The organism is Nostoc sp., from assembly GCF_036916735.1.
Lineage (GTDB): Bacteria > Cyanobacteriota > Cyanobacteriia > Cyanobacteriales > Nostocaceae > Nostoc.
Genome location: NZ_JBALFV010000101.1, coordinates 45276 through 58737 on the forward strand (window position 1 = coordinate 45276; position 13462 = coordinate 58737).

Annotated in this window: 11 protein-coding genes; 3 read left to right on the forward strand and 8 right to left on the reverse strand. The window is 38.3% G+C overall.

Annotation, left to right across the window (positions count from 1 at the left end; genetic code table 11):
* Nucleotides 1-7: 7 nt before the first annotated feature.
* Nucleotides 8-928: a lysylphosphatidylglycerol synthase domain-containing protein gene (locus V7L20_RS23730; RefSeq protein ID WP_334746437.1), complete on the reverse strand. Its 921-nt coding sequence runs from the start codon at nt 926-928 to the stop codon at nt 8-10.
* A gap of 340 nt (nt 929-1268) precedes the next feature.
* Here V7L20_RS23730 and V7L20_RS23735 point away from each other — a divergent pair, with 340 nt between their 5' ends.
* Both V7L20_RS23735 and V7L20_RS23740 read left to right on the forward strand, forming a co-directional pair.
* A complete protein-coding gene (locus tag V7L20_RS23735; protein ID WP_334746438.1) occupies nt 1269-1838 on the forward strand; it encodes a DUF6658 family protein in 570 nt (189 codons plus the stop codon).
* Between the two features lie 97 nt (nt 1839-1935).
* Nucleotides 1936-2532, forward strand: coding sequence for a hypothetical protein (locus V7L20_RS23740; RefSeq protein WP_334746439.1), 597 nt, complete (start codon nt 1936-1938; stop codon nt 2530-2532).
* 232 nt (nt 2533-2764) lie between these two features.
* Here V7L20_RS23740 and V7L20_RS23745 read toward each other — a convergent pair whose 3' ends face one another.
* From V7L20_RS23745 to V7L20_RS23775, 7 genes are all read right to left on the reverse strand, one after another.
* Complete coding sequence (locus tag V7L20_RS23745) at nt 2765-4057, reverse strand: glycosyltransferase (RefSeq protein ID WP_334746440.1); 1293 nt, start codon at nt 4055-4057, stop codon at nt 2765-2767.
* A gap of 409 nt (nt 4058-4466) precedes the next feature.
* A complete protein-coding gene (locus tag V7L20_RS23750) occupies nt 4467-5753 on the reverse strand; it encodes a glycosyltransferase (protein ID WP_334746441.1) in 1287 nt (428 codons plus the stop codon).
* A 272-nt stretch (nt 5754-6025) separates the two neighbouring features.
* Nucleotides 6026-6493: a DUF2141 domain-containing protein gene (locus V7L20_RS23755; protein WP_334746442.1), complete on the reverse strand. Its 468-nt coding sequence runs from the start codon at nt 6491-6493 to the stop codon at nt 6026-6028.
* A 78-nt stretch (nt 6494-6571) separates the two neighbouring features.
* Nucleotides 6572-7555 (reverse strand): glycosyltransferase family 2 protein, encoded by a 984-nt coding sequence (locus V7L20_RS23760; protein WP_334746443.1) that lies wholly within the window; start codon nt 7553-7555, stop codon nt 6572-6574.
* A gap of 208 nt (nt 7556-7763) precedes the next feature.
* Nucleotides 7764-8768 (reverse strand): NAD-dependent epimerase/dehydratase family protein, encoded by a 1005-nt coding sequence (locus tag V7L20_RS23765; RefSeq protein WP_334746444.1) that lies wholly within the window; start codon nt 8766-8768, stop codon nt 7764-7766.
* A 208-nt stretch (nt 8769-8976) separates the two neighbouring features.
* Nucleotides 8977-10155: an ABC transporter permease DevC gene (gene devC / locus V7L20_RS23770; RefSeq protein WP_334746656.1), complete on the reverse strand. Its 1179-nt coding sequence runs from the start codon at nt 10153-10155 to the stop codon at nt 8977-8979.
* 74 nt (nt 10156-10229) lie between these two features.
* Nucleotides 10230-11438: an ABC exporter membrane fusion protein gene (locus tag V7L20_RS23775; protein WP_334746445.1), complete on the reverse strand. Its 1209-nt coding sequence runs from the start codon at nt 11436-11438 to the stop codon at nt 10230-10232.
* A 1624-nt stretch (nt 11439-13062) separates the two neighbouring features.
* Here V7L20_RS23775 and V7L20_RS23780 point away from each other — a divergent pair.
* Nucleotides 13063-13332: a hypothetical protein gene (locus V7L20_RS23780; RefSeq protein ID WP_334746446.1), complete on the forward strand. Its 270-nt coding sequence runs from the start codon at nt 13063-13065 to the stop codon at nt 13330-13332.
* Nucleotides 13333-13462 lie beyond the last annotated feature (130 nt).

Genomic DNA, 13462 nt, shown 5'->3' on the forward strand with positions numbered 1-13462 from the left:
GTCTGATTTATGATTTAGCAAGACGTTCGTCTAAGCTAGCCAAAGCAGCACCCGCAGCTTCAGCTAGAATACTAATGAGGCGATATAGAGCGATCGCACTAAATACTAGGGCAGAGGGAAAGTAATATCGTAAAAGTTCATAAGCAGTCGCTTCAAACACACCTAACCCACCAGGCGCACCTGGAATAACAAGCCCCAACAACCAAGCGCAGCTAAAAGCCCCTAATAACAAAGGAATTTGATTCACATTCAACGAACCTAAGGCGAAGATAGTTAATATAAACCCAGTGGCGCGTAATCCCATAAAGCCCAATTCTCCTAACAAAGGCCGTAAGGGATAGCTTTTAAGACTGAAGGGAACAGTTGGCTGAGTGGTAGCAGCAGACTTTTTTGCTTTCAATTTGTACAAAAAGCGAATAACTGGGTTTAAAAACCAAGGATGAATCGCACAAAGGACTACAGCTAAACTCAGCAATTGTAGTATTTGCAGAACAAAAGTACTATTAGCTGCCGCAAATTGGCTACTACATAAAACAATAATGATTAAAGCAGCCGCTAGCATAAGTAGGGGTTCTAGCAAAACGCTTAAGGTAGCTGCACCAGTAGAAACATTGGCATTTTTGGCGGCGATAATTCGCCCGTAGTAATGCCAGATATTACCTGGTAAATACTTTGCTATGTTCGTTTTTAGGTAAACCTGAATGAACTGGGGAGGAAATACAGGTTGATTTAATTCTTGCAGAATCCAAGTCCAGATCCAGCCAGCCCAAGTATGTGCTAGTAAAGTAACGCCTGTAGCGATCGCTATAATTGCCCATCCTACCCCATTAATGCGGATAGCAGTTACTCCAATCCAATTATCCTTCAGAGCTTTCGCTAAAAAAAACAGCGTTCCGCCCAAAATTATCCAACGTAAAAATTGCTTCATGAATTTAGTAATTTAACGGTTAGAGCAACAAGGGGCCAATGCCTCAACTATTACAGTATATAAAGGATCTATTCAAAGCTTTTGAAGTATCAAACAGGTTGATGTAGTTCTTTTTAGAAAACCTATATTACTTTATTTTATATCTCTCTAGAGTTAGATAAAAATATTATTTATATGGTAATTAAAATGTAGCCTGCGCTAGAGGTCAAGTGCATTTTCTTATTCATATCCTTAAAATACGTTATCGAATGAGCGAACCAAAACAAGCACAATAACTTGCTGACCATTCCAAAGATTCAGCAAACTCTTAACTTATTAATATTTTGGGAAGGAGGACTACGTGAACACTGTGAGACTATTCTTGAAAAAAATAAGATTGCGCCAGATAGTAACTATCTTTTTAGCTGGACTATTATTGATAGTCAGCACTGCTTGTAGTGGGGCAAATGCTCAAGGTGCAAATCCACAAAATCCTGCTGTACAAGCTGGTGGAGCAAACAATCCTTATAAGAATGGTGGAGACAACTATAACAACTACAGAATGTCTACTGATCCGAAAGTAGCAAACCCAAAAGCCAATCAGGGACGCGACCAAGCTAGCTTACAACCAAGTTCGGAATTGTTGATTGCTACAACAGATAGAGAATCCAAGATACTTTATCCTGGTGCTGAGACACCAGCAGGTCGAATCGAGAAAGAAGCAGAATTACCAATTATCACAGACAAGGACTTCCGAGAACCTGAACCAGGTGGTTTGATTCAGAATGAACCAAAGGTAGGAGATCGGATTCAAGATCGGATTGAGGCTGTAAAAGAGAATGTTGAAGAAGCCTCTAGTTTTTTGAAAAATAAGGCAGATGAAGGTGCTGCTAGACCGGAATTACAGCCAAATCCAGCAGCAGGCAGATAGAACTCTTATTTTGTCTGAATTCTTGGATGTAAAATTAATTCAAAATGCTATCTTGGTTGAAGTTTAACTTAGTCGCAAAAATGCACGGAGTAGAAGTATGAAAAAAGCAATGAATTGGCTCAAAAGCATTCGTCCCTTGAAAGTTTTAACTGTTTTTTTTGCAGGAATATTCTTGTTTATGACACAAGCTTGTGGTGCTCCAGGAGTAGCAACACAACCACCACAGCCTGAAAAGCAGCAATCAAGTTATACTCAGCAACGATATGATCCTACAAAAGATTATCCTCTCTCTTCTCCTGCTGGTGGGATAAATAACTTTAGTGATGTAGATCCTAGAGCGACAGATGAAAAGGCAGCGAATGACAAAGCTGATGCGATGGCAAGAAATGCTGAAAAGAGGATTGATGAGAAAGGGGTTGAAAGTCCAGGGGAATATGTCCGCAATTTCAAGGAAGGTACACCCTTGGGTCAAAGAGGGAAAAATCTCGGTGAAGATATCGGCAGTTCAGTTGAAGAAGTTCGGAAAGGTCTTGTTAAAGGGACTCAGCGAGGAATTGAAAATATCAAGGGTAATACCCAAAATGCAGCCGAAGATGTGACAAAAAATGTTCAGCGTGGGGCTGAAGATGCTGGTAAAAATGTTCAGCGCACAGCTGAAGATGCAGGCAACGCAGTCAAGAGGGCAGTTGATTGAAATTAGTTGTTCAATCACCTGTAAAAATATGAAAGCGCCCATAGAGATTTAGTCTAGGGTTATAAACAAAGCCTGCTTATGCAGGCTTTGTTTGAATTTTAGGTGGCTGGACTTATATCATGTCCGCTTGATTAGCTTATTAAATTTGAACAACCCCGCCTCGCTAAGGCTATGCTACGCAGTCTACGATCGCACCCTTGAACTAAGAGGCTTTGTCAAACTCAAGCGATCGCTAATTAACCTGAGTTCGATGAACCTCTCCCTGACTGGATGATTTGCTCCTCCTGTCTTCTTCAACGATTTGGTAGATTTTATCTTCAAGTTTTTGCATACATGCCGACCAATCAAAGTCAAGTATAGAGGGGCGAGCCTGCCGAGTCATCTCTGCTTTCAAATTAGGATTTTCTAAAATCTCAATCACCCTTTGGGCGAAGTCAATGGGGTTGTTAGGTTGGGCAAGAAAGCCGTTACGGCCAGGAAATACCTGTTCTGAGGTTGAGGGTGCAATAACTGCAACTAGAGGGGTTCCAGACGCTAGGGCTTCGTTATTTGTAGTGCAGAAGTTTTCCGTAATGGAGGGATTGACAAAAACATCCGCTCTAGCAAACCAACCTAAAAGTTCTGTACCGTGAGACTCGCCCCATATAGTAATACCCGATCCAAATTTTTCGGCACGCTGACGAATTTCCTCATCTAGTGGGCCACTACCAACAATCACCAGATGAACATCAGGGATTTTGGCAGCGATGAGCGGAAATATGTCAAGCAGTTGGTTGACATTCTTTTCCGGGGTGATGCGTCCGACAAATAAAAGAGTTGGTCGGTTGTCGTTAGGAATTGGGTTATAACAAATGTTTCGCGGGTGAAATTTTTCGCAATCGATGCCTTGATAAGGGACGTATTCGGCGCGTTGGCACTTCAGTTGTTCGTATTTAGTGAGTTGTTCTTTAGAAGAAAAGTAATTGAAGTCATAAGACTCACTAAATTGCTTGACTAAAATGGGAATTATGGGACGAACCAAGTTAAAGAATTTATTCCCAAAGTAATATTTGATATATGCAACGATATCTGTATGGAAGAGTGATATTGTTGGTGTGCCTGTTCGTCTTGCGTATTCCGTACCGATAGGGCGACCATAACCTTGCAAGAAAAATGAGTATAATCCTCTCATTTGCGCGGCTTCTTCAACTATGATAATATCGGGCTGGAATTTCTCCAGCAACTTGGTATCGCTCCAATGTCGATAGTTCAACGGTTGAGGAAGAGACTTGTAAAATACTAGTGGTTGTGTGGGGAATGCGTAAGCAGAGAAGTTGGGAAAAGACTGAATTTCATTTAAACTTGGCATGGGGCGATCGCCAACATTTTTGGGGTAGCGATCGTTGATTTGCGGATGGATTAAAAAAACCTCATGTCCCTGCTCTAGCAACCAACGAACCCGTTGGTGTACTGCGACGGAAACTCCAGTTAGGAAAGGAGCATACAATCCTGTAAACAGTGCAATGCGAAGTGGTTTTTTAGTCATAAAAAGGGAAATATTTTACGAGAATGCTGGTTTTGAATTTAGGATTTACGCAGTAAAAGTTTCATGAAAATCCTAATTATTTGGCTCAGAAATTCTCACAAATACAGTTAGACTAAGTATTTACACATTTTCAACTAGCTGAAGTTTTTGATTGTGAAGAGGATGTTTATAAACCTGAATTATAAACTATCAAAACCTCCAAAATACTAAGTCATAATACCCCTTAATATATTTGTCTAAATTCTTACCATTAATCTAAATGCATCCTGATAATTAACAAGTAGAACGTGTATTTTTACAATAGTTATAGTTAAAATAGTTCTACTAAATATAAGATTATATAATTTTAAGACTAGGGAATGTTTAGTGTAATAACTTTCATGCCCTAGTTCGTATTTAACGATTTAGTTTAAAGAGAAACCTTACTATCAATAGGCTGATCCAACCATTGATAAGGGCGATATTCGATTAGCCGGACATTCCAAGGCCCTTGAACCCGATAGGAAACACCGCGCCAAGTAATTGTTGAAACCCAGAGAGATGATAGCATCGCTAACCCATAAACCCACTGTGTTAAGGGAATCGCAATCAACATTTTGATGATTGTAACAACTGATAATTTTGCATAGACGTGCAAGGGCTTGCTGATAGGCATCGCCTGGTCATTAGAGCGAACTACTCGCTGTATCTCTAATTCCAACACGAGCATTATCAAGAGTAACCCAACAGTATAGACACCATAGCAGTCTAACAAGAGAGCCGCAGCTTCCCATTTTGCCTCTAATAACGACTCAAGAACTAAAATGATCAGTGCAGTAGGAAACAAAATGCTAGAAACAGCTTCACTAACTAAAGCTAACCAACGTGGGTGATACAGTCGAGAACAAAGAATGAGGCGCTTGAGATAATCTATTAAGTTGAATAAATTAGTCTCTTCACGATTTACAATCAGCAGCGAAGGCACAAACTTTACCTGCAACCCCTGTTTTTTAAGGATGTTGTGCATCATAAAATCTTCGCCTAAAGCTTGTCCCCACTTATCTAGCAGTTCTGTTTGGCGAAGTACTTCTGTTTTCACAGCCAAAGTCCCACCCCAAGGGATTTGGAAGAGAAACATTTGCACGACTGTGGATACATTGCCAGCGTACCGTACTAAAGATCCCCAATATTTGCCTGTAGGTACATACCAACGATTACCTGTTGTTGCTCCTATTTTCGCATCCCCCAAAGGACTGACTAATTCTCGCAGCCAATTCACATGGACTATGGTATCAGCATCTACTAAAGCAACCACTTTGTAAGAATCATCCAACTCACGCACAGCTTGGATTAAAGAACTGCATTTGAGACTACAATTATTGCGTACTATTCTCAAAGGGCTGATTTGAACATTGGTCGCTTCTTGCTCTGTGATGGTTTCACTGGCAATTTTCCAAGCGGGGTCTTCCTGACTATCAACGATCAATTTTAAATCATATTGTGGATAGTTTTGATTTAGGAGCGATCGCAAACATCTAGGCAAAAACGGATCGGCTCCGCGTAAGCAAAGAATCACTGCTGTTTTGGGTAACTGATCATCTGGTAATAATTTTTTTTTAGATGAGCGCAGATACCATATAAAGACAAGCGTTAAACATACCTGAATAACCAACCAACCCATTAAAGACTTAGATAGAAATATAGCCAAATCTTCCATTAAGTTTTTAGTCTCCGACAGAATAAGGGATTGGGGATTAGGGACTGGGGATTAGGGATTGGAAATCAGAAATATCTTTCTTGTAGAGAGCCAGTCCCCAGCGATGCACTGAGTTTCGACTTTGCAAAAATCGAGTTTCGGCTACGCGGTAATCGAGCCAAGTCGAGATTCAACTAGCGCTTGTGGTACCCCTTTGGGGAAGCAAGCTACCCAAAGCGTCTCGTTGGCGCAGCCTCTCGTAGAGAAGAGAAGTGTCCCCAGTCCCCACTCCTTTATGAATCCAGCGAATATTTCATGATGATATTGATAGTTGTATTTTTGTTTACAACAAAACTAGCATCACGAAACTTTGGTGTACCTGTTTGTATGGACACAGTTGGATTTTTGGAAATCCCAAAACCTTCTTTGGGAATACCGAAAAAGTCTTTATTGAGTTTGCGATCGCCATTTTGATCATCAACTACAGCGACAGCATAAGTTCCAGGCTTCAAACCGAAAAATTGTTTTTTTACAGAATTGCCAGTAATCTTAGCGCAGCCACTTTGAGAGCCACTAGAATTACTCATTGGGAATCCTTTTTCACTTGCGTAAACTCTCAAGCAAATCTCACCTTTCTGGTGATGTATTCCATTTACTACAACATTTAGTGTTGCAGTTGGCTCTGCATTCACTGTTTTAGCAAAGCTGAAGCTTACTAATGTAGCAAGCAAAACATGACAAACTTGAGATAGTTTCAACATAATTTTGTAGCGAATAATAGGTGATTTGTGGGTTGATAAAAGCTGTATTTACCAGCTTTTATTTTTTAACTTATTTGTTCAAAGTGTGACTTGCTGTTTTTTAATTGATGCTGCTTGCCAACCTTTCCAAAGTTTTTGCACCACCATTAGCAAATCTTTCAGCAGAAGATATTCTGCCCCTTTTAACTGCTGATGTAAACTTCTATGACAACACAGCCGCTCATACAAACTCAAGGGACTACGCCATATAGAGAGTATATACTCCCAAAGTATTCTCCAATGTGGCAATAAAATTTGTCCTTTTTTTGCTGAATCAAACCATACTGCATACGCATAGAAATCAGGCAGCATACTCAATGAGTGTTTTTTAGTGTTGTTAGTAAACGACAAATAATTAGGGAAATACATACTCATTGATTGTTGTGGATGGCTTCTGGCAAAAAATAGGTATTCAGGAATTTCATAAAACCTACCGAGAATACCAAGTCTTAACAAGAGAATTCCATCTGCATTACCGTAACCACCCATAGGCGGTATCCTTCTCAAGGCACTGGCGCGAATTACACCGTAACATTGATAACATAAATGCTTGGTCAGCAATTCGTGAAAACGCTTATGTGGTTTTAATGCATCTGCCTTGAGTTTGATATCGTAATTTTGGAGAAAACTGCCCTTTTCATCAATGAAATATGTCTGGGAGTGACACAAGATTATAGTAGGATCTTGGTCAAGCACATCAATACACTTCTTGATAAAATCTGGAGCATGTAGATCATCATAGGCTGCCCACTTAAAGTACTCACCCGAAGACAATTTAAAAACTTGATTGAAGTTACGAGCGCAACCGATATTACTATCATTGCGGTAGTAACAAATACGTTGGTCTTGCTCGGCATAAGCTCTACAGATTTCTTCAGTTTTATCTGTAGATGCATTATCTGAAATAATTAGCTCAAAATCTTCAAAGGTCTGAGCCAAGAGTGAATCTATGGCTTCTTTGATAAATTTCTCACCATTGTATACAGGTAATCCGATGCTCAATCGTGGCTGATTGCTACTCATATAAAACAAAGATTCTAAAAACCTGTGGATTATTGCTTAATTGCAGATAATTGTTAGGCAGATGCAACGTAATAATCCAGAAGTCAGAATTTAGTAGGTTGGGTTGAGGAACAAAACCCAACATTAATTATCAAGGCTTTGTGGGGTTTCACTTATGCTTAACCCAACCTACTCTTCTAATTCTTCTATTCTCCCTACTCCCAAAAGACTATTTAATCAAGCTTTGAATATCTGTTTTTTGCAACCATTCATGTGTTCGCTGCATTCCTGATTCTAAGTCAATTGTTGGTTTATAATTTAACAGATTTTGTGCTTTGACAATAGAACAAGCATAGGGACGAGTCATAAAATCTATAGACTCTGGTAAAATATCAACTTTTTTGCGGAAAAGTTTTTGTCCTTGAACGCGTAGCTTAAGAAACAACTTTATTTCATCTTTTGGTAATGCAAGGGGTGCTGATAAACCTTCGATTGCTGCTAAACGCATAAAATACTCTTTCCACGAAGTTTCTTGTCCATCGGTGATATTAAATATTTCACCAAAGCTTTCTTTTTCTATTGCAAGAAAGATACCATCAATCAAGTTATCTATATATACATGATTGATTACTCCTTTACCATCGTTGGCATAAGCAAATAATTTTTGACGCATCATCAGAATTGGTCTGACTATCCAGGGAATACTTCCTGGCCCGTAAACATCTCCGGCTCGAATAATGATGATACCAAAATCTGAAGGATTATTGAGTTCTAAGAGTGCTTCTTCAGCTTCTATTTTCGTTTGACAGTATGGATTATTTTCACCAGAGAGTGGCCCAGATTCTGTAATACCATTAGGATAGTTGAAACCGTAAACCATCACACTGGATAGATGCACAAATGTTTTGACACCAGCTTGTTTAGCAGCTTTAGCTATATTGACAGTACCGCCAACATTCACATCACGAAAATGGTTAATTGCGCCAGCTTCTTCGGCAATTTGCTCTGTATGTAAAACGATATCTACTCCCTGACAAGCTTTTTGAGCTATGGTAGAATCGGTGATACTACCAATAATTACTTCAATCCCTAAGTTCTGTAATTGTTTGTTTTGTTCTGTAGAACTTTGCAGTCCACGAACATTTATTCCTTGCGCTATAGCTAATTCGGCTGTACGCAAACCGACAAGTTGATTAATCCCAGTGATTAGGAGAGTTTTGTTTTTGAGGTTCATAAATTCGGGATGATTGTTAAACAGATGAATTTGAGTTGTTAGATAAAAAATTTCAACTTTATACCTAATTTTTATTTAAGTAAAGACTTTTAACCTAAAATTTAAAATAGGTATAAAGAGTAATTTTTCTATAGATAGTCTGCACCAAAGCTTATTGATAAACCTATATCAGAACAAAATCATTAAATTATTTTGCTGCTAACAATAGCTAGAAAATATCTGCTGGATCTGCGGAGCGGAGTTTGTTGATAGCAAGTGCTCCTGATGCTATACACATCAAAACTGTTGAAGTTAAGACAAGAAGTGCATTATTAATGGTCATCAATATTGGTAATTTAGTTGCTTCTGCTGCAAAACTATATACCAAAACAGAAGTTATAAATCCGGGAATATAACCTAATATTGCCAAAATTAAAGCTTGCTGAAATACCATATTTAATAAATATCTATTGGCATAACCTATGGCTCTTAAAGTAGCGTAAGCAACGAACTGCGTAGCAATATTGCTGTAAAGAATTTGATAAACAATAACCACACCAACAATCGCAGCCATTGTCAACATCAAGTTAAGTATAAAACCAATAGGTGTTCTAACAGCCCAATATTTTTTCTCAAAATCAATGAAGCCTTGGCGTGTAAAAACTTGGACATCATTAGGCAAAGTTGCTTGCAAATTTTTCAGTACTGTTTCTGCATTAGTACCAGGTTTGAGGGAAATCAAACCGACATCTATCATATCTGCTGGACGACTATTGGGATTTATCCTCAAGAAAGTTGAGTCACTGACAAGTAAATTACCGTCTACCCCAAAGGAAGGCCCTAAGCTGAATAAGCCAGCAATTCTAACTCTATAGCCAATTAATGAATTGAAGGGAAATATTTCAATTGTCTGTGCAGTATCTCCCGCATCAAATTTTTTAGCTATTGGGCCAAACTCTGGGCGAGAACTCCGGTCAAAAAGCACGACATCAGGAATTTTCAGTTTATCTAAATTTTTCTCAACTTCTGGGATGTTTATCACAGGTCTACCTGGATCGAAACCAATAACGTATATTGAATATTTCTCACCAGTTGCTGGATTCTTCAGTTTGGCAAATTGCAAATACATCGGGCTAACTGACTCTACGCCATTAAACCCCAGAGATTCGTACAAACGAGTCCGCGAAAAACTTTGATTTGAGGTCAAAGATTTATATTGAGAACTAACTAAAAATAAATCTCCTTTGAGATTCTGATGTACTGCGGTCGCACTTGAATAAAGAGCATCTTGAAAACCAAGTTGCACAAACATTAACAGCACAATAAAACCAATCCCAGCTACAGCTACTAGTAAACGAACTTTTTGCTGGGCTAGCTGTAGCCATCCTAAAGGAATTTTGAAAATCATGGATTTATTTGTCATTTGTCATTTGTCATTTGTCATTTGTGAATGACCAATGCTCTATGCCCCATGCCCTATGACTAAATATGAATGGCGACATCCACTTGTAAGTTGGTTAAACGAGCTACCCGCTCACTATCTGCGGGACTATCGATCGATATTTTCACTTCAATTATTCTGCGGTCTGTATCTGAGCCAGGGTTTAGGCTGAAGATGTTTTGCTTGTCAACTTGCCAACCAATTTCTTTTACAGTTCCTTTGATTGTTCCAGTAAATGCAGTGCTGGTAATTGTGGTTTTTTGTCCTACACGCACTTTTTGAACATCGGTTTGATACACCTCTGCAATCACATACATTTGAGATGTCTTACCTATTTCAGCAAATCCTCGGCTGGTGCTGATGACTTCTCCGGTTTTGGCGTGAATTTTCAAAATTTTGCCATTTATGGGAGATTTAATATAACTTAAATCCAAGTCGGCTTTTGCTTGTTGAACAGAAGTTGTTGCACTGTTGACTTCGGTTTGTGCTACCTGAACATCTACACTACGCACTTCGCTAATACTGGTGAGTTGCGCTTGTGCTTGCTTGCGTTGTTCTTGGTATGTGTCTTGAGTCCGCTTGAGAGTAGCTTGTGCTTCTGTTAGCTGCTGTTGTGTAGTCTTTAGTTGCAAAGCTTTGGTATCTGCTACAGAAGCCGCGATCGCACCTTGTTTATATAATTGCTGATAACGATTATTCTCGGCTTGAGCATTGTCTACTTCAGCCTGGATACGGTCGATTGTTGCCTCTTGGGTAGCAACGTCTCCTTTATATTTTGGCTCTAAACCTGCGATCGCTGCCTTTTGAGCATCGATATCTCCGGTTTTCGCTCCAGATTTAACCTGCGCTAGTTTAGCTTTGGCAACTTGCAGTTGGTCTAAAGCTTGTTGCAATGCGGTTCTAGAACGACCATAATTTTCTAGATATGCCAGTACTTGCCCTGCTTTAACCGTATCGCCTTCTTTTACCAACAGTCTTTCTACTCGCACCCCGTTACTGGAAGCGGGAGCAGTTAAAGAAGTAACTTCGCCTTCTGGTTCTAAACGTCCCAAGGCTGTCACAGCAACTTTCACAGGAGTAGCAGCTTTTGGAGGATTTGCTTGTGGTGTCACAACTTTAGGTTTAGACCAAAACGGTACCAAACTATAAAAAGCTATTAATCCCGCCGCCAAAGTCAGAGAAGCTGCTAAAATTACTTGCGATCGCCCTACGGGTTTTGTGAATAATCGGCTTTCTTTATTTACTGCCATATTTTCATTCCTATTCTGTTTTCTAGGGGATAGCCTGGTTATATTTAGTCGATTAGATATTGACTCATCCGCAAATTATCAAGGGGCTTTTCCTCTAAAGTTCTACCTTAATCAAGTGGATGGCTCTAAATTGGTTTTATATGAATTGTTGTACGCTTTTGCCGCCCAAACTCACTATTGTGGCGTGGAAATTAATGGTGGTGTTACTTCAAAGCTTCCTAAGTTATATCCTAATTTTGCATCTAATCCAGTAGCGTCAAATACAATAGCGCTAACCGGGAAACTTAGCTTTCAATAACAACGAAGCGCTTATGAAAATGAACTAAAATTTCAGATGAACTTGTTATTAACAATGGCAGAAAAATCGAATTTTGTCAACTGAATAATTTTGTAGAAGTCCTGATTTTATAACTATAATATTCCATCCCAGTAAAATTAGAGACTGAAGAAATTTACTCATTAATAATTATTTACTTACTAATTGAATATCAAAAGATAGCTCGTTATTAAGTAGATTTTATATTACTAACAAATTATGGTTAGCAAGTTTGTGTACTATTAGACATTATTATCAGCTTTCTTTATAGTAATTAAAAGCATGAACGATACCTTTGGTGCGAGCCGTCAACGCATATCTAAAAATACACGAGTATACTGTAAGGAAAGTTTATTTACTTTTAACAAGGGGTCAAATTCCTTGTAATTACTAACATACTTGTAAATCTTCTGCTTCGTTGCTATTCTGCCTTGGAATTTATTCTAAGGATAATAGCGAAAGTCCTCTCAAGAGGACTAAATACAGAATTTTAAACGATGTATATGATTATCCTAGATCAAAGCGAAAATTTCAGTCCACTTAAGTGGACTTGAACTATGAACCACAGAACTTAAGTTCTTGGCGGGATGTCAGTCAGCACGACACTTTGACTGTTCTCTGTGTAGCTGCGCTTTGTAACCGCCCTTTTAAGGGATGTAATCATAATTATGTTTACCAAGCAACATACTAAAAATTAACATTTGCTTTATAAATAACCGCTTTGTGTCTTAACTTGACTTATATTGAAAAATAACCCAAAACTTTGATTCAATTATGATGTTTCTCTGAGAAAACATACTTATGGTTATTCAATTTATCTATGTATTCATGGAATTGTTATTTACTAGACAACAGATTTGCATTGTTAACTTAATCCGGCACAAATTTTTGACTAACCCGTAGATAACAAAATATCTTACACCGTTTATATAGTCACAAATTATACTTTAATTCTAACTTTTAGTAATAATTCACATAACCAATAGTGGAAGTTTATTTATAAAATAACTTTAAAGGAATGATTTAGTTTATGTAAAGTGTGTTATTGTTTTTATTAACTAAATGCTGAAAAGCAGTTAGAAAAAGTAGTTATTTAATTGAAAATTTAAAATTAAAAATAACTAAATATAACTGCTTATTCATTACCTTATGATCGTTTAATTACTTTCTCAATTTGCATAAAATCAGATTAAAGGTGGTGTCTTTTCTGTAACGAACTTGTCAACTTTACTGGGTCAAATCCCATAAAATATATTATCCTGGACGTTGAAACTGGCTATGACATTGATCGAGATACAGAACGTTGTCATGAATAACAGCTATGTTGCTGTGGTGAGGCTAGATAATCAAACGATTTCAGGCAAAAAGAGCGTTTCTGTTCCCTTAGCTACTCTTCAGTTTTTATTGTTCCAGTGGGATACCATTGCTCAAAATATTTTAGATTTTGGATTTTGGATTTTGGATTTTTTTGGTTCGTCCTCTACTCATTGTTGGTGTAACAAATCTGAAAGAGGCTCTCTACGAGACGCTCTTGCTAGCTTGCTTCCCTATAAGGGTACGGTTACTTGCTATCGCTAACGCAAATCTAAAATTGCAAATCTAAAATCCAAAATTGGTTGACTTATTGCCACAATATCAAAAGTCTAGCGTTGGATAACAATTTTTCGCGATCGCAGTGTGCCAAAATCGCCTATAAATCTAAGGCTTT

Excerpts from the sequence above, each read along its gene's own strand:
- V7L20_RS23730 (WP_334746437.1), bottom strand. The coding sequence starts at position 928 with ATGAAGCAATTTTTACGTTGGATAATTTTGGGCGGAACGCTGTTTTTT.
- V7L20_RS23740 (WP_334746439.1), top strand. The coding sequence starts at position 1,936 with ATGAAAAAAGCAATGAATTGGCTCAAAAGCATTCGTCCCTTGAAAGTT.
- V7L20_RS23745 (WP_334746440.1), bottom strand. The coding sequence starts at position 4,057 with ATGACTAAAAAACCACTTCGCATTGCACTGTTTACAGGATTGTATGCT.
- V7L20_RS23750 (WP_334746441.1), bottom strand. The coding sequence starts at position 5,753 with ATGGAAGATTTGGCTATATTTCTATCTAAGTCTTTAATGGGTTGGTTG.
- V7L20_RS23755 (WP_334746442.1), bottom strand. The coding sequence starts at position 6,493 with ATGTTGAAACTATCTCAAGTTTGTCATGTTTTGCTTGCTACATTAGTA.
- V7L20_RS23760 (WP_334746443.1), bottom strand. The coding sequence starts at position 7,555 with ATGAGTAGCAATCAGCCACGATTGAGCATCGGATTACCTGTATACAAT.
- V7L20_RS23765 (WP_334746444.1), bottom strand. The coding sequence starts at position 8,768 with ATGAACCTCAAAAACAAAACTCTCCTAATCACTGGGATTAATCAACTT.
- devC (WP_334746656.1), bottom strand. The coding sequence starts at position 10,155 with ATGATTTTCAAAATTCCTTTAGGATGGCTACAGCTAGCCCAGCAAAAA.
- V7L20_RS23775 (WP_334746445.1), bottom strand. The coding sequence starts at position 11,438 with ATGGCAGTAAATAAAGAAAGCCGATTATTCACAAAACCCGTAGGGCGA.
- V7L20_RS23780 (WP_334746446.1), top strand. The coding sequence starts at position 13,063 with ATGAATAACAGCTATGTTGCTGTGGTGAGGCTAGATAATCAAACGATT.